This window comes from Rubrivivax sp. JA1026 (assembly GCF_011065555.1).
GTDB classification, from domain to species: domain Bacteria; phylum Pseudomonadota; class Gammaproteobacteria; order Burkholderiales; family Burkholderiaceae_C; genus Rubrivivax; species Rubrivivax benzoatilyticus.
Genome location: NZ_JAALCQ010000002.1, coordinates 1 through 21244, shown reverse-complemented (window position 1 = coordinate 21244; position 21244 = coordinate 1). Strand labels below are relative to the sequence as shown.

21 protein-coding genes are annotated in these 21244 nt (G+C 71.0%); 13 read left to right on the top strand and 8 right to left on the bottom strand.

Translation table 11 applies throughout. The features are described from left to right. Positions 1–107: 107 nt before the first annotated feature. Positions 108–881, top strand: coding sequence for an N-acyl amino acid synthase FeeM domain-containing protein (locus G5B56_RS03820; protein WP_009856747.1), 774 nt, complete (start codon positions 108–110; stop codon positions 879–881). Between the two features lie 10 nt (positions 882–891). Here the strand turns inward: G5B56_RS03820 and trxC are convergent, their stop codons facing one another. After that, positions 892–1326, bottom strand: coding sequence for a thioredoxin TrxC (gene trxC, locus G5B56_RS03815; protein WP_009856748.1), 435 nt, complete (start codon positions 1324–1326; stop codon positions 892–894). A 66-nt stretch (positions 1327–1392) separates the two neighbouring features. Between trxC and G5B56_RS03810 the strand changes: the two genes are divergently transcribed. Further along, a complete protein-coding gene (locus tag G5B56_RS03810; protein WP_164962382.1) occupies positions 1393–2970 on the top strand; it encodes an AmpG family muropeptide MFS transporter in 1578 nt (525 codons plus the stop codon). A gap of 65 nt (positions 2971–3035) precedes the next feature. Beyond that, positions 3036–3962 carry a M48 family metallopeptidase gene (locus tag G5B56_RS03805; protein ID WP_009856750.1) on the top strand — a complete coding sequence of 309 codons (927 nt, stop codon included), beginning with the start codon at positions 3036–3038 and terminating at the stop codon, positions 3960–3962. A gap of 13 nt (positions 3963–3975) precedes the next feature. On the opposite strand, the gene G5B56_RS03800 is transcribed toward G5B56_RS03805, so the two are convergent. Together G5B56_RS03800 and G5B56_RS03795 are read right to left on the bottom strand one after the other, a co-directional pair. Beyond that, positions 3976–4638 carry a helix-turn-helix transcriptional regulator gene (locus tag G5B56_RS03800; RefSeq protein ID WP_230247138.1) on the bottom strand — a complete coding sequence of 221 codons (663 nt, stop codon included), beginning with the start codon at positions 4636–4638 and terminating at the stop codon, positions 3976–3978. Between the two features lie 276 nt (positions 4639–4914). Next, a complete protein-coding gene (locus G5B56_RS03795) occupies positions 4915–5700 on the bottom strand; it encodes an exodeoxyribonuclease III (RefSeq protein WP_029718393.1) in 786 nt (261 codons plus the stop codon). A 12-nt stretch (positions 5701–5712) separates the two neighbouring features. On the opposite strand from G5B56_RS03795, the gene pyrE reads away from it, so the two are divergent. Further along, positions 5713–6384, top strand: a complete 672-nt coding sequence (gene pyrE / locus G5B56_RS03790) for an orotate phosphoribosyltransferase (RefSeq protein WP_138938810.1) — start codon at positions 5713–5715, stop codon at positions 6382–6384. After that, entirely contained in the window at positions 6385–7086 is a 702-nt protein-coding gene (locus G5B56_RS03785; protein ID WP_009856754.1) for a DUF4124 domain-containing protein, read from the top strand. Positions 7087–7134: 48 nt separating this feature from the next. On the opposite strand, the gene gatB is transcribed toward G5B56_RS03785, so the two are convergent. Genes gatB through gatC form a run of 3 tightly spaced genes read right to left on the bottom strand, consistent with a single transcriptional unit; the run spans position 7135 to position 10374 of the window. Then, positions 7135–8586, bottom strand: a complete 1452-nt coding sequence (gatB, locus tag G5B56_RS03780; RefSeq protein ID WP_164962381.1) for an Asp-tRNA(Asn)/Glu-tRNA(Gln) amidotransferase subunit GatB — start codon at positions 8584–8586, stop codon at positions 7135–7137. Positions 8587–8590: 4 nt separating this feature from the next. Then, positions 8591–10078, bottom strand: a complete 1488-nt coding sequence (gatA, locus tag G5B56_RS03775) for an Asp-tRNA(Asn)/Glu-tRNA(Gln) amidotransferase subunit GatA (RefSeq protein ID WP_164962380.1) — start codon at positions 10076–10078, stop codon at positions 8591–8593. Then, the gene (gene gatC, locus G5B56_RS03770) at positions 10075–10374 is read right to left on the bottom strand and encodes an Asp-tRNA(Asn)/Glu-tRNA(Gln) amidotransferase subunit GatC (protein ID WP_164962379.1); all 300 of its coding nucleotides are present in this window, start codon (positions 10372–10374) and stop codon (positions 10075–10077) included. The genes gatA and gatC overlap by 4 nt, the downstream gene beginning before the upstream one ends. A gap of 175 nt (positions 10375–10549) precedes the next feature. Here gatC and G5B56_RS03765 point away from each other — a divergent pair, with 175 nt between their 5' ends. From G5B56_RS03765 to rodA, 5 genes are all read left to right on the top strand, one after another. Then, positions 10550–11593 carry a rod shape-determining protein gene (locus tag G5B56_RS03765; protein ID WP_009856758.1) on the top strand — a complete coding sequence of 348 codons (1044 nt, stop codon included), beginning with the start codon at positions 10550–10552 and terminating at the stop codon, positions 11591–11593. An 86-nt stretch (positions 11594–11679) separates the two neighbouring features. Continuing rightward, complete coding sequence (gene mreC / locus G5B56_RS03760; protein WP_009856759.1) at positions 11680–12597, top strand: rod shape-determining protein MreC; 918 nt, start codon at positions 11680–11682, stop codon at positions 12595–12597. After that, entirely contained in the window at positions 12594–13115 is a 522-nt protein-coding gene (gene mreD / locus G5B56_RS03755; protein ID WP_164962378.1) for a rod shape-determining protein MreD, read from the top strand. Before mreC ends, mreD begins: the two co-directional genes overlap by 4 nt. Beyond that, complete coding sequence (gene mrdA, locus G5B56_RS03750) at positions 13112–15235, top strand: penicillin-binding protein 2 (protein ID WP_029718392.1); 2124 nt, start codon at positions 13112–13114, stop codon at positions 15233–15235. The genes mreD and mrdA overlap by 4 nt, the downstream gene beginning before the upstream one ends. Next, a complete protein-coding gene (rodA, locus tag G5B56_RS03745) occupies positions 15232–16392 on the top strand; it encodes a rod shape-determining protein RodA (RefSeq protein WP_009857921.1) in 1161 nt (386 codons plus the stop codon). Before mrdA ends, rodA begins: the two co-directional genes overlap by 4 nt. 89 nt (positions 16393–16481) lie before the next feature. On the opposite strand, the gene G5B56_RS03740 is transcribed toward rodA, so the two are convergent. Both G5B56_RS03740 and G5B56_RS03735 read right to left on the bottom strand, forming a co-directional pair. Further along, entirely contained in the window at positions 16482–17954 is a 1473-nt protein-coding gene (locus tag G5B56_RS03740) for a sensor histidine kinase (protein WP_164962377.1), read from the bottom strand. A gap of 116 nt (positions 17955–18070) precedes the next feature. After that, positions 18071–18742: a response regulator transcription factor gene (locus G5B56_RS03735; RefSeq protein ID WP_009857919.1), complete on the bottom strand. Its 672-nt coding sequence runs from the start codon at positions 18740–18742 to the stop codon at positions 18071–18073. Between the two features lie 173 nt (positions 18743–18915). Here G5B56_RS03735 and recA point away from each other — a divergent pair, with 173 nt between their 5' ends. The 3 genes from recA to G5B56_RS03720 form a co-directional block, all read left to right on the top strand. Continuing rightward, positions 18916–19962: a recombinase RecA gene (recA, locus tag G5B56_RS03730; RefSeq protein WP_009857918.1), complete on the top strand. Its 1047-nt coding sequence runs from the start codon at positions 18916–18918 to the stop codon at positions 19960–19962. A gap of 83 nt (positions 19963–20045) precedes the next feature. After that, positions 20046–20534 carry a recombination regulator RecX gene (recX, locus tag G5B56_RS03725; RefSeq protein WP_164962376.1) on the top strand — a complete coding sequence of 163 codons (489 nt, stop codon included), beginning with the start codon at positions 20046–20048 and terminating at the stop codon, positions 20532–20534. Between the two features lie 135 nt (positions 20535–20669). Continuing rightward, positions 20670–21244 (top strand): DUF2889 domain-containing protein (locus G5B56_RS03720; protein ID WP_164962375.1); only part of this gene is annotated, 575 nt, incomplete at its 3' end.

Here is a 21244-nt window from a genome sequence, read left to right as displayed (position 1 = left end):
CGTGAGTGAGCTCACGATCCTCGGGCAGACTGGTAAACCTTTCTCACAGTCGCGGCGGGTGCGCTTGGGCAGACTCGCACCGCAATCGGGATCCAAAGAGACCATTCATGACGACTGACACGATCATCGTCGCGCCGATCGGCGGTCAGCGCGCCGTGCGGCGCCCGGTGTCGGAAGGGCGGGCGCTGCCCGCCCGGGCACCAGCGGTGGACGTGCCGGAGCGGGTGTTCAGAATCCGCTCCGCCGACTCCTACGTCTGCCGCCAGAGCGCGAACTCGCTGCTCAAGCAGCGTTACGCCTGGCGCGGCTACCACGCCGTGTCGCTGCCCAGCGACCAGACCACCAACCGCATCACGCTGTCGGCTACCGAGAACGACGACACCATCGGCACGATCACCGTCGCGCTCGACAGCGCCGAAGGCTTGAGCGCGGAGGACGCGTTCCCGGCCGAGATGGAGGCCCTGCGCCGCGACGGCGTCCGGGTCTGCGAGTTCACCAAGCTGGCGATCGACCCGATCTCCGGCAGCAAACGTGTGTTGGCGGCGCTGTTCCACGTCGCCTACATCGTCGCCCACCGCATCCGCGGCTACGACGCGCTGGTGATGGAGGTGAACCCCCGCCATGTGCGCTACTACGAGCGCATGCTCGGCGCACGCGTCATCGGCGAGGAGCGCCTGAACCGTTTCGTCAACGCGCCGGCGGTGCTGCTGACGATCGACTTCGCTTACATCCGCGACCAGATCGAGGCCTTCGGCGGCCGTGTCGACCTCGACGCCGACGAGCGCTCGCTCTACCCCTACGCGTTCTCGCCGCGCGAGGAGACGGGCATCATCGCCCGCCTGATGACCGCGCAGACGCCCGCTTCCGCGAGCATCAACTGAGATCGCGGCCTCAGGCCGCCGCGCGCGCGAACTGCTGGATGGCCTGTGCCGGGATCGCGCCGCTGTGGCGGTGCGTCTCGCGCCCGTTCTCCAGCCGGATCAGCGTCGGGATGCTGCGGATGCCGAAGCGCGTCGAGAGCTGCGGGTTGTCGTCGCTGTTGACCTTGACCAGCAGGGCGCGCCCGGCGAGTGCTCGGCCGGCCTGCTCGAAGGCCGGCGCCATCGCCCGGCACGGGCCGCACCACGGCGCCCAGAAGTCCACCAGCACCGGCACGGTGCTCGAGCCGACCGCGGCGTCGAACTCGGCGTCGCCCAGTTCGACCGGGCGGCCGTCGAGCAGCGGACGGCCGCAGCGGCCGCAGTTCGGCGCCTCGCCCAGGCGGGCGGCGGGCAGGCGGTTCATGGCCTCGCAATGCGGGCAGCGCAGGTGCAGCGGGTGATCCATCTCCGCCAGATGAGGGCGGCCTGCCGCGACGTCAAGGGCGGCGTGGCCGCCTCCTAGAATCCGCCGATGCCTTCTTCGCTGGCGCAGCGCGCCGCCGCGCTGCACCGCCTCGCCGTCGTCACCCTGCTCGGGTTCGCCTCGGGCCTGCCGCTGGCGCTGACCGGCCAGGCGATGCAGGCCTGGCTGACGGTCGACGGCATCGACCTGGCGACGATCGGCTTTCTCAGCCTCGTCGGTTTGCCCTACACCTTCAAGTTCCTGTGGGCGCCGCTGATGGACCGCTTCGAGCTGCCCGGCCTGGGGCGGCGGCGCGGCTGGCTGGTGCTGACGCAGCTCGCGCTGGCCGGCGTGCTGTTCGCGTTGTCGACGACCTCGCCGTCGGACTCGATCCGCGCCTTCGCGCTGCTGGCGGTGCTGGTGGCCTTCGTCTCGGCCTCGCAGGACGTCGTCATCGACGCCTACCGCACCGACCTGCTGCAGCACCGCGAGCGCGGCCTGGGCGCGTCGCTGAACGTGATGGGCTACCGCCTGGCGATGATCCTGTCCGGCGGCATCGCGCTGATCTGGACCGACCCCGCCCAGGGCGGCGGCTGGTCCTGGCCCGAGGTCTACCGCCTGATGGCCGGCCTGATGGCGGCGCTGGCGGTGCTGTCGGCGCTGGCGCTGCCGCGGCTGAAGACCGCGCCGCGCCAGGCCACGCTGGCGCGCAACGACCTCGCCGGCTTCTTCGCCGTGCTCGCCGCGGTGGCCGCCGGCGCGATGCTGACCGACCGCTTCGGCGCCGGCGTGGCGCAGGCGCTGTTCGGCGGTGTGCTGGCCGCCAGCTCGATGGCGCAGTCACTGCAGACGCGCTGGCTCGAGCTGGCGGTGCTGATGATGGGCCTGGCGTTCACGCTGCCGCTGGCTGCCTGGGCGGCGCGCGTGGCGCGCTTCGAGACCCTGCTCGGCGGCCTGCGCAGCTACTTCTCGCAGCGCGGCGCCGCGGCCTTCCTGCTGTTCATCGTGCTCTACAAGCTCGGCGACGCCTTCGCCGGCTCGCTGATGACGCCGTTCCTGCTGAAGGCGATGGCCTTCGGCTCGGCCGAGGTCGGCGTCGTCAACAAGCTGATCGGGCTGTGGCTGACGATCGCCGGCGCGCTCGTCGGCGGCGCGCTGATGCTGCGCCTGGGCCTGTGGCGCTCGCTGCTCGTCTTCGGCGTGCTGCAGATGGCGAGCAACCTCGGCTTCTGGTGGCTGGCGGTGCACGGCAAGGGCGCGATGCCCGGGCTGCTGATCCCGGCCTTCGACTGGGGCTTCGTGCGCTTGGCGCAGCCGACGCCGGTCGACGGCGGGCTGCTGATGGTGGTCGCTTTCGAGAACATCTCCGGCGGCATGGGCACGGCGGCCTTCGTCGCCTTCCTGATGAGCCTGTGCAACCAGCGTTTCACGGCGACGCAGTACGCGCTGCTGTCGGCCTTCGCCGCGGTCGGCCGCGTCTGGGTCGGCCCGCTGGCCGGCGTGCTGGCCGAGAGCATCGGCTGGCCGACTTTCTTCATCCTCAGCACGGTGCTCGCGGCGCCGGCGCTGGTGATGCTGGTCTGGCTGCGCGACAGCGTGCGCGCGCTGGAGTTCGATCCCGCCGCGCCGGTGCCCGCCGACGACTGAGCCGGGCCCGCGCTCCTAGAATCCGCCGACGGAACCCCGGCGCTGGCGACCGGGTCCGACACGCCATGCCGAACACCTTCGAAACCGACGCCCGGATCGACCTGCCCCCGATGCTGCACGCGATGGGCTGCAGCTGCGCGCTGCACCGCCGGCGCCTGTTCACGACGGCGCTGGCAGCCGGCGCCGGCGCTGCGCTCGCCGGCCCGGCGATGGCCCAGGACGGCGTTCGTGGCGACGTCGGCGGCGAGTCGAAGTTCGCCAAGCTGGTGCCGGCCGAGGACGTCGAGAAGGCCGCCGCCCAGCAGTACGAGCAGATGCTGCGCGAGGCGCGCGCGGCCAAGGCGCTGGCGCCGGCCGACCACCCGCAGCTGGTGCGACTGCGGGCCATCGCCGACCGCATCGTCCCGTACGCCCAGCCCTGGAACCGGCGCGCCGCGAACTGGAAGTGGGAGATCAACCTCATCGGCAGCAAGCAGCTCAACGCCTTCTGCATGCCGGGCGGCAAGATCGCCTTCTATCTCGGCATCCTTAAGGAGCTGCAGCTCAGCGACGACGAGGTCGCGACGATCATGGGCCACGAAGTCGCGCATGCGTTGCGCGAGCACGCCCGCGAGCGCATGGGCAAGACCGCGGCCACGCGCATCGGTGCCGGGGTGCTCAGCGCGCTGCTCGGCCTGGGCCAGACCGGCGACACGCTGCTCAACATGGGCGGCCAGCTGCTGACGCTGAAGTTCAGCCGCGAGGACGAGTCCGAGGCCGACATCGTCGGCATGGACCTGGCGGCGCGTTCGGGCTACGACCCGCGCGCCGGCGTCTCGCTGTGGAACAAGATGATCCAGGCGAACAAGAACGCGCCGCCGGAGTTCATGTCGACGCACCCTTCGGGGCCGACACGCATCGCCGACATCCAGTCCAAGCTGCCCAAGGTGATGCCGCTGTACGAGCGCGCCGCCAAGCCGGCGCGCAACTTCGGCCCGCCGGCGCGCGCCTAGGCGCGCCGCGCCGTCAGGCGCCGTCCGACGCGCGGTCGCGCGGCCAGCGTTCCATCGGCTCGAAGACCACGCCGCGCAGCGCCGGCACCATCGGCGGCAGCAGCGCGACCATGCGCACCAGCGCGCGGATGCTGCGTGCGCCGGTCTTCTCGCGGATGCTGCCGATCTGGGTGCGCACCGTGGAGATGCGCACGCCCTGGTGCTCGGCGAACTTCTGCGGCGCCACGCCGGCGCACAGGGCCTCGAGCACCCGCGTCTCGGCCGGCGTCAGCCGGTGCGCGCGCGCGAAGCCGCGCACCGAGAGGTCCTCGCAGACCTGGCGCTTGCACAACAGCAGCATCGTCGCCGGCTGGCCGTCGAGCGCGTCGGCCGCCAGCGGCACGACCGCCAGCGTGACGCGCTCGCCGCTGGCGCCCAGCGTCAGCATCTCGCGCGTGCCGCGCTGCATGGAGTCGGAGACCGCGGTGGCCAGTCGCGCGGCGTCTTCGGGCAGCACCGCCCCGATGCGCCCGGCGGTGATCTGCAGCGGGTGGCTGTCGTCGAGTTCGCTCAGCGCGCGGTGGTTGCGCCAGCGCACGATGCCGGCGGCGTCGATCAGCACGAGGCCGTAGTCGATCTCGTCGAGCATCAGGCCCAGGCAGCGGGCCCAGCCGCCGGTCGGGGTGCGCTCGGTCATCGAGCGCGGCAACAGAGCGGGCGTTGCGGAGCGTGCAGCAGGCTGCCGGTCGAGCATGGTCATCGCCTTTCGTCGGTCGTCCAAACGAGGGCGGGCAGGCGGTGACTTCCTCCCGAGGAAATGTGCGTCCCGGGCGGGTCATGCTTGCAGGCTCTGCGGCCCTGCTTCCCGCCTCTTGTCGCGCGGCCATTCTGCCGTTGGTCAATCGCCTTTGTTTGACCTGTGTCGTGTCGCGGGCCCTGCGACACTGACTTGAACGAGCGCCAGCGGCGCCGATCAGAGGCAGAAGTCGTAGTCGATCGTCAGCGGCGCGTGGTCCGAGAAGCGCTGCGCCAGGAAGATCTGTTCGCGCCGCGCGGTCTCGGCGAGCGCCGGCGTGGCCAGGTGGTAGTCCAGCCGCCAGCCCACGTTCTTCGCCCAGGCCTGGCCGCGGTTGCTCCACCACGTGTACTGCTCGGGCTGCGGGTTGAGGCGGCGGAAGACGTCGACGACGCCGCTGTCGAGCAGCCGCGTCATCCAGGCCCGCTCCTCGGGCAGGAAGCCGCTGTTCTTCTGGTTGCCGCGCCAGTTCTTCAGGTCGATTTCCTTGTGCGCGATGTTGACGTCGCCGACGAGGATGAACTCGCGCTCGGCCTTCAGCGCCATCAGGTGCGGCTGCAGCAGGTCGAGGAAGCGGTACTTGGCGGCCTGGCGCTCCTCGCCGCTGGAGCCGCTGGGGAAGTAGCAGCTGATGATCGACAGCTTGCGCCCGGGCTTGTCGAAGCGCAGCTCGATCCAGCGGCCCTCGGCGTCGAACTCGCCGCCGTCGAAGCCGACGACGACGTCGCTGGGCTCGTGGCGCGTGTACAGCCCGACCCCGGAGTAGCCCTTCTTCTGCGCGAAGTGGAAGTGGCCGTCGAGGCCGCCCACCCGTTCGAAGCGTCCGGCCACGTCGGCGGCTTGCGCCTTGACCTCCTGCACCCCCATACAATCGGCGGCCGCTGCCTCGGCCCAGTCGAGAAATCCTTTGCTCGCGGCCGAACGGATGCCGTTCAGGTTGAGCGTGACCAGTCGAAAACCCAAGGGATGACCTCCATGAACGCCCCCGACGCCCTGGCGCAAGAATTCGTGAAGTTCTCGGTCGAGGCCGGCGTGCTGCGCTTCGGCGAGTTCCGCACGAAGGCCGGGCGGCTGTCGCCCTACTTCTTCAATGCCGGGCTGTTCAACGACGGCGCCAGGCTGGGCCGTCTCGCTTCATTCTATGCACGCCGTCTGGTGGCCAGCGGGCTCGAGTTCGACATGCTCTTCGGCCCGGCCTACAAGGGCATCACGCTGGCCGCGGCGATCGCCATCGAGCTGGCGCGCGAAGGCCGCAACCTGCCTTTCGCCTACAACCGCAAGGAAGCCAAGGACCACGGCGAAGGCGGCACGCTGGTCGGCGCGCCGGTTGCCGGGCGCGTGCTGATCGTCGACGACGTGATCTCCGCCGGCACCTCGGTGCGCGAGTCGATCGCGATGATCCGCGCCGCCGGCGCGACGCCCTGCGGCGTCGCGATCGCGCTCGACCGCCAGGAGAAGGCGACCGACGCCGACGGGCGCGACGCCGAACTCTCGGCCGTGCAGTCGGTGCGCTCGCAGCTCGGGCTGGACGTGGTCGCGATCGCGACCCTGGCCGACCTGCTGGCCTACCTGCGCTCCGGCGCCGACCCCGCGCTCGAGCAGTACGCGCCGGCCGTGCAGGCCTATCGCGAGCGCTACGGGGTCTGAATGGCCAGGGCCGGGCGTCTCGCTTCCACTCGCGGCCTCGCGCTGACCGGCGCCGCGCTGCTGGCCGGCTCGGTGCTGGCGGCACAGGGGGGGCGTCCGGCCGAGGGCATCTACACCTGCGTCGACGACGCCGGCCGCAAGATCACCTCGGACCGCCCGATCCCGGAGTGCATCGCCAAGGAGCAGCGGCTGCTCAACCGCGACGGCTCGCTGCGCCGCGTCGTGCCGCCGACGCCGACGGCCGACGAGCGTGCCGAGATCGAGGCCCGCGAGCGCCGTGCGGCCGAGGCGCGCGCCGCCCAGGCCGACGCGGTGCGCCGCGACCGCAACCTGATGGCGCGCTACCCCAACGAGGAAGCGCACCGGCGTGCGCGCGAGGCCGCGCTGGACACCGTGCGGGTGGCGATCCGGGCTTCCGAGCAGCGGCTGGCGATGCTCGCCGCCGAGCGCAAGCCGCTGACCGAAGAGGCCGAGTTCTATCCCGCACGCCCTCTGCCGCCCAAGCTGCGCCAGTCGCTGGACGCCAACGACGCCGCCACCGAGGCGCAGCGCACGGCGATGGCCAACCAGGAAGCCGAGCTGGTGCGCGTGAACCGGCTGTACGACGCCGAACTGGAGCGCCTGCGCCGGCTGTGGGCCGGCGCCCGGCCCGGCACGCTGGGCCCGATGCCGGCCGAGCCGGCATCGGCCGCGGCGCGCTGAGCCTGGACATGGGGTGCCGGAAGGCGCCCCATGCCTGCCGAGTCCGGCTCAGCCGCCGAGCTTGCGGCGCAGCAGTTCGCTGGCCTGGGCCGGGTTGGCCTTGCCCTTGCTGGCCTTCATGACCTGGCCGACGAGCGCGTTGAAGGCCTTGTCCTTGCCGGCGCGGAATTCCTCGACCGACTTGGTGTTGGCGGCCAGCACCTCGTCGACGATCTTCTCCAGCGCGCCGCTGTCGTTCATCTGCTTGAGGCCCCTGGCCTCGATGACCGCGTCGACGTCGCTGGCCTCGCCGCTCCACAGCGCGTCGAAGACCTGGCGCGCGCCGTTGTTCGACACCGTGCCGTCGGCGATGCGGCCGATCAGCGCGGCCAGCGTCTGCGGGCCCACCGGCGCGGCGTCGATCGCCCCGCCCTCGGCGTTCAGCCGCTTGCTGACCTCGCCCATCAGCCAGTTGGCGACCAGCTTGGGCTGGCCGCAGCCGTCGCGCGCTGCCTCGTAGTAGCGCGCGAAGGCCAGGCTCTGGGTCATCATCGCCGCGTCGTAGGCCGGCAGGCCGTCGTCGCGCTGGAAGCGTTCGGCCATCACCGCCGGCAGCTCGGGCATCGCGGCGCGAACACGCTCCACCCAGTCGGGCGCGATGACCAGCGGCGGCAGGTCCGGGTCGGGGAAGTAGCGGTAGTCGTGCGCGTCTTCCTTGCTGCGCATCGCCCGCGTCTCGCCGGTGTCGGGATTGAACAGCACCGTGGCCTGCTCGATCGCCAGGCCGTCTTCCAGCCGGTCGATCTGCCACTGGACCTCGAAGTCGATCGCCTGCTGCAGGAAGCGGAAGCTGTTGAGGTTCTTGATCTCGCGGCGCGTGCCGAAAGGCTCGCCGGGGCGGCGCACCGAGACGTTGGCGTCGCAGCGGAAGCTGCCTTCCTGCATGTTGCCGTCGCAGATGCCCAGCCAGACGACGAGCGCGTGCAGCGCCTTGGCGTACTCCACCGCCTCGGCCGAGCTGCGCAGGTCGGGCTCGGAGACGATCTCCAGCAGCGGCGTGCCGGCGCGGTTCAGGTCGATGCCCGACTGGCCGTGGTAGTCCTCGTGCAGGCTCTTGCCCGCGTCTTCCTCGAGGTGGGCGCGGGTCAGCCGCACCGAACGCTTCTCGCCGTCGAGCAGGAAGGACACGCTGCCGCCCTGCACCACCGGGATCTCGTACTGGCTGATCTGGTAGCCCTTGGGCAGGTCGGGGTAGAAGTAGTTCTTGCGCGCGAAGATCGACAGCGGCGCGACCTTGGCGCCGACGGCCAGGCCGAAGCGGATCGCGCGTTCGACGGCGCCGCGGTTGGCCACCGGCAGCGTGCCGGGCAGCGCCAGGTCGACCGGACAGGCCTGGGTGTTGGGCTCGGCGCCGAAACGTGTCGAGGCGCCGCTGAAGATCTTGCTCTCGGTGGAGAGCTGGGCGTGGGTCTCGAAGCCGATGACGACTTCGTAGCCGCGGATGAGGGGGAAGGTCGCCATCGCGTCAGAACCCGGCCGGGGCGCGGGTGTGGAAGTCGGTCGCTTGCTGCAGCGCGTGGGCGGCGTGCAGCAAGCGGCCTTCGTCGAAGTAGTTGCCGACGAGCTGCAGGCCGACCGGCAGGCCGTGGGCGCCGGTGCCGGCCGGCACGCTCATGCCCGGCAGGCCGGCCAGGCTGGCCGGCAGCGTGAAGATGTCGGCCAGGTAGGCCTGCAGCGGGTCGCCCTGCTCGCCGAGCTGCCAGGCGACGGTCGGCGCCACCGGGCCGGCGATCAGGTCGCAGTCGCGGAAGGCGGCCTGGAAGTCGTCGGCGATCATGCGGCGCAGCTTCTGCGCCTGCAGGTAGTAGGCGTCGTAGTAGCCGTGGCTCAGCACGTAGGTGCCGATCATGATGCGGCGCTTGACCTCGGGCCCGAAGCCCTCCGCCCGCGTCTTCTTGTACATGTCGAGCAGGTCGGTGTACTGGGCTGCACGGTGGCCGAACTTCACGCCGTCGAAGCGCGACAGGTTCGAGCTCGCCTCGGCCGGCGCGATGATGTAGTAGACCGGGATCGACAGCTCGGTGCGCGGCAGGCTGACGTCGACCAGCGTCGCGCCCAGCTTCTCCAGCTCGGCGAGCGCGCCGCGCACGGCGGCGGCGACGTCGGCCGACAGGCCTTCGGGGAAGAACTCGCGCGGCAGGCCGATGCGCAGGCCGGCCAGCGGGCGCGTGGCGCTGGCGCCCTCGCGCACGGCGAGCATCTGGGCGTGGTAGTCCTGCGGCGGGCGCTCGGCGCTGGTCGCGTCGCGTTCGTCGAAACCGCTCATCGCCGACAGCAGCAGCGCGCAGTCCTCGGCCGAACGCGCCATCGGGCCGGCCTGGTCCAGGCTGGAGGCGAAGGCGATCATGCCGTAGCGCGAGCACACGCCGTAGGTCGGCTTGATGCCGGTGATGCCGCAGAAGCTGGACGGCTGGCGGATCGAGCCGCCGGTGTCGGTGCCGGTGGCGGCGGCCACCAGGCGCGCGGCCACCGCCGCGGCCGAGCCGCCCGACGAGCCGCCGGGCACACGCGTCGTATCCCAGGGGTTCTGCACCACGCCGAAGGCGGAGTTCTCGTTGGCCGAGCCCATCGCGAACTCGTCGCAGTTGAGCTTGCCCAGCGTCACCGTGCCGGCGGCCTTCAGCCGCGCGACGACGGTGGCGTCGAAGGGGCTGCGGTAGCCCGTCAGCATCTTCGAGCCGGCGGTGCTCGGCTGGTCCGTCGTGACGAAGATGTCCTTGTGGGCGATCGGCACGCCCGCGAGCGCCGGGGCGCTGCCGGCGGCGAGCGCGGCGTCGGCGGCGCGTGCGGCGGCCAGCGCACCGTCGGCGTCGACCGCCAGGAAGGCGCCGAGCGAACGATGCGCGTCGGCGCGCGCCAGCAGCGCCTGCACGAGTTCGACGCTGGAGAACTGCTTGGCGCGCAGCGCGCGGGCGGTTTCGGCGACGCCCAGCCGGTGCAGTGCGGCGCTCATTCGATCACCTTCGGCACGAGGAACAGGCCGTCCTCGACGGCCGGGGCGCTGCGCTGGTTGGCCTCGCGCTCGTTGCTCTCGGTGACGCGGTCCTCGCGCAGGCGCAGCGCGACTTCCTGCACCGCCGACAGCGGCGTGTACAGCGGCTCGACGCCGCTGGTGTCGACCGCGCTCATCTTCTCGACGATGCCGAAGAAGTCGTTGAGCTGCGCGAGCATGCGCTGCTCTTCGTCGGGCTGAAGCTCGAGCCGCGCCAGATGCGCGATGCGGCTCACGTCCTGCGGTGTGAGGGCCATGGAAACAGGTGCAAATGGGCGCTTGCCCAAGGGCAAGCGCGGGGGGTGATCAGGTATTATCTATGGTTACCCCACATGCCTCGTCGGTAGCCGGCCGTGCGACCGCGTCGCCCGCGCTCCAGGCGCCAAGGCCCCGCCTTTCGATCCAGCCGCCTCCCGACCGCCGTCTCCCCACATGTTCGCCTCCCTGCGTCGCTATTTCTCGACGGACCTCGCGATCGACCTCGGCACCGCCAACACGCTGATCTACGTGCGCGGCAAGGGGATCGTGCTCGACGAGCCGTCCGTCGTCGCCATCCGCCACGAAGGTGGCCCGAATGGCAAAAAAACCATCCAGGCCGTCGGTGCCGAAGCCAAGGCCATGCTCGGCAAGGTGCCCGGCAACATCGAGGCCATCCGGCCCATGAAGGACGGCGTCATCGCCGACTTCACGGTGACCGAGCAGATGTTGAAGCAGTTCATCAAGATGGTGCATCCGCGGTCGATGACACGGCCCAGCCCGCGGATCATCATCTGCGTGCCCTGCGGCTCGACCCAGGTCGAGCGCCGCGCGATCCGCGAGTCGGCGCTGGGCGCCGGCGCCTCGGACGTCTACCTGATCGAGGAACCGATGGCCGCGGCGATCGGCGCCGGCCTGCCGGTGTCCGAGGCCTCGGGCTCGATGGTCGTCGACATCGGCGGCGGCACGACCGAAGTCGGCGTGATCTCGCTCGGCGGCATGGTCTACAAGGGCTCGATCCGCGTCGGCGGCGACAAGTTCGACGAGTCGATCATCAACTACATCCGCCGCAACTACGGCATGCTGATCGGCGAGCCGACGGCGGAAGCGATCAAGAAGAACATCGGCAGCGCCTTCCCCGGCTCCGAGGTCAAGGAGATGGAGGTCAAGGGCCGCAACCTCTCCGAAGGCGTGCCGCGCAGCTTCACGATCAGCTCCAACGAGATCCTCGAGGCGCTGACCGACCCGCTGAACCAGATGGTCAGCGCGGTGAAGAACGCGCTCGAGCAGACGCCGCCGGAACTCGGTGCCGACATCGCCGAGCGCGGCATGATGCTCACCGGCGGCGGCGCGCTGCTGCGCGACCTGGACCGCCTGCTCGCCGAGGAAACCGGCCTGCCGGTGCTCGTCGCCGAAGACCCGCTGACCTGCGTCGTGCGCGGTTGCGGGATGGCGCTGGAGCGCATGGAGCGCCTGGGAAGCATCTTCACGTCCGAGTGACGGCGTGAACCCCTGCGACGCGTGTCCCCGCACGGCCGGCCGGCCGTTGGGCGCGCGCCGCCTGTCCTGACCCGCCGCGAGCCGACATGCCGCTGGGTACGCTCGACCGCACGCCGCCGCCCTTCTTCCGCCAGGGCACCCCGGCGCTGACCAAGCTCGTCTTCTTCTCCGCGCTGGCCTTCTTCCTGATGGTCGCCGACGTGCGGCTGCGCATTGCCGATCCGGTGCGCGAGGCGATCGCCATCGTGCTGCTGCCGGTGCAGCGGGCGCTGGCGGTGCCGGTCGAACTGGTTTTCGGCGGCGCCGACTACCTGCGCGGCCTGGAGGCCGCACGCGCCGCCGAGCGCGAGGCGCAGGCGCAGCTGGCGCTCAGCGCCGACCAGCTGGCGCGTGCCGGCGCGCTGGCCGCCGAGAACGCCAGGCTGCGCGCGCTGCTGGACCTGAAGCCGGCGCTGGCGGTGCGCTCGCAGGCCGCCGAGGTGCTGTACGACGCTGCCGACCCGTACTCGCGCAAGGTCGTCATCGACCGCGGCCAGGCCCAGGGCGTGGTCGCCGGCTCGCCGGTCGTCAACCAGCACGGCGTGCTCGGCCAGGTCACGCGCGTCTTCGCGCTGACCTCCGAGGTCACGCTGCTCGTCGACAAGGACGCCGCGATCCCGGTGCTCAACGTGCGCACCCAGCAGCGCGGCGCCGCCTTCGGCGTCGCCGGCGGCATGGAGCTGCGCTTCACCTCGGCCAACGACGACGTGCGCGCCGGCGACGAGCTGCAGACCAGCGGCATGGACGGCGTCTACCCGCCGGGCCTGCCGGTGGCCAAGGTGGTGGCGGTCGAACGGCGCTCGGAATCGGGCTTCGCGCGCATCACGCTGGCGCCGGCGGCGGGCAGCGACGGCGTGCGCCACGTGCTGGTGCTGGAGCCGCTGGCGGCGATGCTGCCGCCGCGGCCCGAGCCGGCGCCGGCGGCGCCCGAGGTCGCGCGGCGCAAGGGGAGCGGCCGCCGATGATCATGCCCCGCGGCTCCGACCAGCTGCTGCTGCCGGTCAACCCCTTCTTCATCGCGCTGACGCTGCTGCTGGCCTTCGCCTTCATGCTGCTGCCGTTCGGGCGCCACCCGGCGATCCCGGACCTGCTCGCCGTGGTGCTGGTGTTCTGGGCCGTGCACCAGCCGCGCCGCGTCGGTGTCGGCGTCGGCTTCTTCTTCGGTCTGCTGCTGGACGTGCACCAGGGCGCGCTGCTCGGCCAGCACGCGCTGGCGTACTCGCTGCTGGCTTATGCCGCGACCCTCGTGCATCGCCGGCTGCTGTGGTTCGGGGTCGTCGAGCAGGCGCTGCAGATCGCGCCGCTGTTCTTCGCCGCCCACCTCGTCGCGCTCGTCGTGCGCCTGGCCGCCGGCGGCATGTTCCCCGGCTGGTGGATGTTTCTGGCGCCGGTGATCGAGGCCCTCATCTGGCCGCTCGTCACGATCGTGCTGCTGGCGCCGCAGCGCCGCGCGCCGGATCCGGACGAGAATCGGCCGCTGTGACCGAGATCAAGGACCTCGAGCTCGAACTCGGGCGTTTCCGTGCCCGGCTGATCGCCGCCGCGGCCTTTGTTCTCGTCGCTTTCGGCCTGCTCGCCGCGCGCCTGGTGTACCTGCAGGTGGTGCGCCACGACGAGCTGGCGACGCAGGCCGAGAACAACCGCATCGCCGTCGTGCCGACCGTGCCCAACCGCGGCCTGATCGTCGACCGCAACGGCGTCGTGCTGGCCACCAACTACTCGGCCTACACGCTGGAGATCACGCCGTCGCGCATCGGCGACGTCGAGCTCGACGAGCTGATCGACCGCATCGCCGAGCACGTCGAGATCCAGCCCCGCGACCGCCGCCGCTTCAAGCGCCAGCTCGAGGAGAGCAAGGGCTTCGAGTCGCTGCCGATCCGCACCAAGCTCAGCGACGAGGAGGTGGCGCGTTTCCTGGCCCAGCGCTTCCGCTTCCCGGGCGTGGACGTCAAGGCGCGGCTGTTCCGCCAGTACCCGCTGGGCGAGGTCGGCGGCCACCTGCTGGGCTACATCGGCCGCATCAACCAGGCCGAGAAGAAGGCGATGTCCGACTGGCCCGAGGAGCAGCAGGACAACTACCGCGGCACCGAGTACATCGGCAAGCTCGGCCTGGAGCAGAGCTACGAGCGCGAGCTGCACGGCACCACCGGCTTCGAGGAGGTGGAGACCAGCGCCAACGGCCGCGCCGTGCGCCGCCTGGCCAGCCACCCGCCGACGCCGGGCAACAAGCTCGTGCTGTCCATCGACATCAAGCTGCAGGCGCTGGTCGAGCAGCTGTTCGGCGAGCGCCGCGGCGCACTCGTCGCGATCGACCCGCGCAACGGCGAGATCCTGGCCTTCGTCAGCAAGCCGAGCTTCGACCCCAACCTGTTCGTCGACGGCATCGACGTCGAGAGCTGGCGCGAGCTCAACGAGAGCATCGACCGGCCGCTGCTCAATCGCGCGCTGCGCGGCACCTACCCGCCGGGCTCGACCTACAAGCCGTTCATGGCGATGGCCGCGCTGCAGTCGGGCAAACGCAGCGCCTCGACGGTCATCCAGGACAACGCCAGCTGGACCTTCGGCAACCACACCTTCCGCAGCCACGGCGACATCGCGCTCGGGCCGGTGGACATGCACCGCGCGATCGTCAAGTCCAGCAACGTCTACTTCTATTCGCTGGCCAACGAGATGGGCGTGGACCTGATCCACGACCTGATGGCGCCGTTCGGCTTCGGCCAGCGCACCGGCATCGACCTCGAGGGCGAGGTCACCGGCGTGCTGCCGTCCACCGACTGGAAGCGCCGCGCCTACAAGCGCGCCGACCAGCAGCGCTGGTACGCCGGCGAGACGATCTCGCTGGGCATCGGCCAGGGCTACAACCACTTCACGATGCTGCAGATCGCCAACGCGATGGCCACGCTGGCCTCCGGCGGCCAGCGCTACACGCCACACCTGGTGCGCGAGGTCGAGGACGTCATCACGCGCGAACGGCGCCAGGTCGCCGCCCAGCCGCGCGAGCCGCTGGCGCTCAAGCCCGAGAACGTCGCCGTGGTGATGCGCGCGCTGCAGGGCGTGGTGCTGGAAGGCACCGGCGCCGGCGCCTTCGCCGGGGCGCCGTACACCAGCGGCGGCAAGACCGGCACGGCGCAGGCGGTGACGATCCGCTCCAACGAGAAGTACAACGCCGCCAAGCTCGAGGAGCACAAGCGCGACCACGCGCTGTACACCGCGGTGGCGCCGATGGAGGCGCCGCGTGTGGTGCTGGCGGTGATCGTCGAGAACGCCGGCTTCGGTGCCGCGTCGGCGGCGCCGATCGCGCGGCGCGTCATCGACTACCTGCTGCTCGGCCAGTACCCGAGCGAAGAGGACCTGGCCGCGGTGCGCAGCGGCCGCTCCGGCGCGCCGCTCGGCACGCCGCGGCGCGCCGAGGACGTGCCGCTGCCCGGCCAGGGCCCGATCGCGGTGGAGATCGCCGCCGCCGGTGCGGCGGTGGCCGCTGCGCCGGCCGCGTCGGCCCCGTCGGCGCCGTTGCGGCCGGACGAACGCCGGCCGGCCCCGGCGCTCGCGCCGCCGCCGGTCGGTGCCGCCGTGCCCGCCCCGCAGAGGATCGCCCGGCCATGAACGCGGTGTTCGAACGTCCCTCGGTGCTGCAGCGTGTCAGGACGCTGTTCTCCGGCTTCGACGGCCCGCTCGCCGCGGCGCTGCTGCTGCTGGTCGCCATCGGCCTGGTGACGATGTACTCGGCCGGCTACGACCACGGCACGCGCTTCGTCGACCACGGCCGCAACATGCTGCTGGCCTTCGTGGTGATGTTCGTCGTCGCGCAGGTGCCGCCGCAGCGGCTGCAGCAGATCGCCGTGCCGCTGTACGTCGTCGGCGTCGTGCTGGTCGTGCTGACCGCGCTGCCGGGCATCGGCATCACGAAGAAGGGCGCGACACGCTGGCTCAACCTGGGCATCGTCATCCAGCCCAGCGAGATCCTGAAGATCGCGATGCCGCTGATGCTCGCCTGGTGGTTCCAGAAGCGCGAAGGCCTGCTGCGCGTGCCCGACTTCCTCGTCGCCGCGGCGCTGCTGGGCGTGCCGGTGCTGCTGGTGATGCACCAGCCCGACCTGGGCACCTCGCTGCTGATCCTGGCCGGCGGCCTGTACGTGATCTTCTTCGCCGGGCTGTCGTGGAAGCTGATCGTGCCGGTGCTGGTGCTGGGCGCCACCGGCATCATCGCGCTGGTCATCGCCGAGCCGACGATCTGCCAGCCCGGCGTCGAATGGCCGATCCTGCGCGAGTACCAGCGCCACCGCGTCTGCACGCTGCTCGACCCGATGCAGGACCCGCTGGGCAAGGGCTTCCACATCATCCAGGGCATGATCGCCATCGGCTCCGGGGGGCTGACCGGCAAGGGCTTCATGAACGGCACCCAGACCCACCTGGAGTTCATCCCCGAGCGCACCACCGACTTCATCTTCGCCGCCTTCTGCGAGGAGTTCGGGCTGGCCGGCGTGCTGCTGCTGCTGTTCGCCTTCGTCTTCCTGATCTTCCGCGGGCTGATGATCGCCGGCGAGGCGCCGACGGTGTTCTCGCGCCTGCTGGCTGGCGCGATGTCGCTGAGCGTCTTCACCTACGCCTTCGTCAACATGGGCATGGTCAGCGGCATCCTGCCGGTGGTCGGCGTGCCGCTGCCCTTCGTCAGCTACGGCGGCACGGCGATGGTGACGCTGGGGCTGGGGCTGGGGATCCTGATGTCCGTGGCGCGCAGCCGACGGCTGATGATGAGTTGACGCGCGCATCGGCCGCGTGCATCGGCATGACGCGACATGGCGGGGTCAGGTCTCGCGAGACCTGACCCCAGGCTTTCTGACCCCGCGACTCACCCCTCGGCCGCCTCGTCGCCGTTCAGCGGGAAGCGCACCGTGAACACCGCGCCGGGCGTGCCGTGCGCACTGCCGGGGCGCAGCTCGGCGTCGGTGACGCCGATCTCGGCACCGTGCACGTTGGCGATCTCCTGCACGATGGCCAGGCCCAGGCCGCTGCCGTCGACGTCGGTGCCCAGCGCACGGTAGAAGGGCTGGAAGATCAGCTCGCGCTCGGCCGGCGCGATGCCCGGGCCGGTGTCCTCGACCTGCAGCACCAGCACCTGGCCGAAGGGGTCGGGCATCACGCGTGCGGTGACGGTGCCGCCGGCGGGCGTGTACTGCAGCGCGTTGTCGACGAGGTTGCGCACCATCTCGCGCACCAGTACCGGCTGGCCCCACAGGCGGGCGTCGCGGCTGTCGGGGTCGGGGCCCTCGTAGCCGAGGTCGATGTGCTTCTCCATCGCCTTGGGCACGAAGTCGCGCACCGTCTCGACCACCGTGGCGGCGAGGTCGACGTCCTGCTTGCGCAGGGCCTGCTCCTTGTCCTCGGCGCGCGCCATCGACAGCAGCTGGTTGACCATGTGCGCCGCGCGCTGGCTCGACAGCGCGATCTGCTGCAGCGAGTGCTTCATCGACTGCGTGTCGCCGCGGCCGAAGTCGAGTTCGCGTTCGGCCAGCTCGGCCTGGGTGCGCAGCCCGGCCAGCGGCGTCTTCAGCTGGTGCGCGGCGTCGGCGAGGAAGTGGCGCTGGGCGGCGATCGACTGGTCGAGCCGGCCGAGCAGGTCGTTGATCGCGCCGACCAGCGGCGCCACCTCCTCGGGCACGTGGCGGTCCTCGATCGGCGACAGGTCGGTGCTGTCGCGCTGGCGGATGCGCTGCTGCAGGTCCGACAGCGGGCGGATGCCGCGCGCCAGCGCCAGCCACACCAGCAGCACCGCCACCGGCAGGATGACGAACTGCGGCAGGATCACGCCCTTGATGATCTCGGTGGCCAGGCGCGAACGTTTGTCCACCGTCTCGGCGATCTGGATCAGCCCGGCGTTGCCGCCGGCGTCCTCGCCGGTCCAGAGGTAGGCCACGCGCACCGGCTCGTCGCGGATCACGTCGTCGCGGAAACGCGGCTCGACGGTCGGCGGGCCGTCGCTGGGCACCGGCAGGTCGGCGTCGCCGGCGACGAGCTCGCCGCGCGCGCCGCGCACCTGGAAGAACAGGCTGTCGTTGTCGTCGGGGCGCAGCAGCTGCGTCGCCGCCTGCTCCAGGCTGCGGCGCGCGGCGTCGCTGGCGCGCGCCCGCATCTCGTGTTCGGCCGCGGCCTGGCGCGCGATGACACGCACCATCACGCCGAGCTCGCGGTCGTAGGGGCGGTTGGCGATGTTCTGCGCCACCAGCCAGGTGAGCGCGACGCTCATCGGCCACAGCAGCAGCAGTGGCGCGAGCATCCAGTCGAGGATCTCGCCGAAGAGGGAGCGTTGTTCGCGGGCCGCCATGCGTCTTCAGGATACCGTCTGGTCTTCCCGGGCGGACGCCGAGGGGCCTGCTGCGCCGGTCCGCGGGTGTCGCCCCGTCGAGGGCGCAGGTCCCGGGGGGCTTCGGGGGTGGGCCGTCAGGCCGCGATCTTCTCCAGGCAGTAGCCCAGGCCGCGCACCGTGGCGATCCTCACCGGGCCCTGCTCGATCTTCTTGCGCAGGCGGTGGATGTAGACCTCGATCGCGTTGTTGCTGACTTCCTCGCCCCACTCGCACAGGCGCTCGACGAGCTGGTCCTTGCTGACCAGGCGCCCCGAGCGCTGCAGCAGCACCTCCAGCAGCGACAGCTCGCGTGCCGACAGCTCGATCATCTGGTCGTTGAGGTAGGCCACGCGGCCGGTGGCGTCGAAGGTCAGCGGGCCGTGCTTGATGACGCTGGAGGCGGTGCCCAGGCCGCGGCGCGTCAGCGCACGCACGCGCGCTTCCAGCTCCTGCAGCGAGAACGGCTTGGCCATGTAGTCGTCGGCGCCCAGGTCCAGGCCCTTGACGCGCTGCTCGACGCTGTCGGCCGCGGTGAGGATCAGCACCGGCACCGACGCGCCACGCGCGCGCAGGCGCTTGAGCACGTCGAAACCATGCAGCTTGGGCAGGCCGAGATCGAGGATCACGAGATCGAACTCGTGCGCCGACAGCGCGGCGTCGGCCTCGGTGCCGCTGCCGACCTGGTCGACCGCGTAACCCGAGGCGCGCAAGGAGCGCAACAGGCCGTCGGCCAGGACCTGGTCGTCTTCGGCGATGAGGATGCGCATGACTGTCTCCGTCGGCGGGCCCGTCGTCGGGCTCTGGCTGTGGAAATTTTAACGGCTTGCCTCTTGATACAGGGCAGGGTGTAGTCGGCGCTCACCCCACCGTCGAGGGCCCACCAAAGAACTGTACGAATATCCAGTTTCTGCAATAATCGGCGCCAATCAAGGAGAACCCGATGGACGCCCCGAAACCGCTGAACGCCGAGAAAGCCAAGGCCCTGCAGGCCGCTCTTGCCCAGATCGAGAAACAGTTCGGCAAGGGATCGATCATGCGCCTGGGCGAAGGCGAGGTGATCGAGGACATCCAGGTCGTGTCCACCGGCTCGGTGGGCCTGGATGTCGCGCTCGGTGTCGGCGGCCTGCCGCGCGGCCGCGTCGTCGAGATCTACGGCCCCGAGTCGTCGGGCAAGACGACGCTGACGCTGCAGGTCATCGCCGAGATGCAGAAGACCGGCGGCACCTGCGCCTTCATCGACGCCGAACACGCGCTGGACATCCAGTACGCGCAGAAGCTGGGCGTCAACCTGCAGGACCTGCTGATCAGCCAGCCCGACACCGGCGAGCAGGCGCTGGAGATCGTCGACGCACTGGTGCGTTCGGGCTCGATCGACCTGATCGTCGTCGACTCGGTCGCCGCGCTGACGCCCAAGGCCGAAATCGAAGGCGAGATGGGCGACTCGCTGCCCGGCCTGCAGGCGCGGCTGATGAGCCAGGCGCTGCGCAAGCTCACGGCGACGATCAAGAAGACCAACACGATGGTCATCTTCATCAACCAGATCCGGATGAAGATCGGCGTCATGTTCGGCAACCCCGAGACGACCACCGGCGGCAACGCGCTGAAGTTCTACGCCTCGGTGCGCCTGGACATCCGCCGCACCGGCAACATCAAGAAGGGCGACGAGGTCATCGGCAGCGAGACCAAGGTCAAGGTCGTCAAGAACAAGGTCTCGCCGCCGTTCAAGACCGCCGAGTTCGACATCCTCTACGGCGAAGGCATCAGCCGCGAAGGCGAGATCATCGACATGGGTGTCAACGCCCGCATCGTCGAGAAGTCCGGCGCCTGGTACGCCTACAACGGCGAGAAGATCGGCCAGGGCAAGGACAACGCGCGCGAGTTCCTGCGCGAGAACCCCGACATCGCCCGCGAGATCGAGAACAAGGTGCGTGAGTCGCTCGGCATTCCGCAGCTGCCCGCCGCCGAAGGCGCCGAAGCCGGCGCCTGAGGCCGGCGGCCGGGGCGCGAGCGCGCCCCGGTGGCTTTCCGGGGCCGGGTGATGCTCCGTCACCCGGCCCGGTCGACACCTCGATGGCTTTCTCCGCCCCCTCGCTGAAAGGCCGCGCGCTGCGTTATCTGGCGCAGCGCGAACATTCGCGTGCCGAGCTCGAGCGCAAGCTCGCCCGCCACGCCGAGGACGGCCCCGACGCCAGCGCCGCCGAGCGCATCGCGCGTGCACTCGACGAACTGCAGGCCGCCGGGCTGCTGAGCGAGGCGCGGGTCGCCGAGTCGGTGCTCACGCAGGGCGCGCGTTTCGGCAGCCGCCGCCTGCGCCAGACCCTGCAGGCCAAGGGCCTGGCGCCCGAGCTGGTCTCCCAGACGCTCGAGCAGGCCCGCAGCACCGAGCTGGACCGTGCACGCGAGGTCTGGCGCCGGCGTTTCGGCAGCGTGCCGGCTGATGCGGCCGGCCGCGCGAAGCAGATGCGTTTTCTCGCCGGCCGGGGCTTCGACGGCGACGTGATCCGCCGTGTCGTGCCGTCGATCGGCGCCGCCGATGACGGCGATCCCGAGCTCGATTGATCGTCGCGTGAAGCGCCGACGGCGCGCACCCGAGCGCCGTCCAGGGCTTGTCCAGCCGCCGCCTGCCGGCCGCGGCGCCGCGTGCTACATTGCCGCCGCTTTTTCAGCGGCCAGCCGCCGGCCCTGTCCTCCTCCATGAGTCTTCCTCCCGCCGCGGCCCGACGCCAGCTCAAGCACCGTCGTCAGATCGACGTGCAGGTCTATGCCCGGGACGACGGTTTGTGGGAGGTCGACGCGACGCTTATCGACACCAAGACCCGCGACGCCCGCCTGGCCGGCGAAGTGCGCCCGGCCGGCACGCCGATCCACGACATGCTGATCCGGCTCGTCGTCGACACCTCGTTGAACGTCGTCGACGCCGGCGCCAGGACCCGCTGGATGCCCTACGCCGGCCACTGCGACGACCACGGCGAGGCCTACCGCTCGCTGATCGGCCTGAACCTCGCGCGCGGCTTCCGCAAGGGGCTGCAGCAGCGTGTCGGCGGCGTGCTCGGCTGCACCCACATCACCGAACTCGCCCAGGTGCTGCCGACGGCGGTCATCCAGGCTTTTGCCGGCGAGGTCATCGACACGCGCGGCGACAGCGGCGTCAAACCCTTCCAGCTCGACCGCTGTCATGCCTTGCGCAGCGACGGCGAGGTCGCCCGTCTCCACTACCCGCGCTGGTTCCGTCGGCCCGGCGCGGTTCTCGACACTTCCGGGAGTCCCGA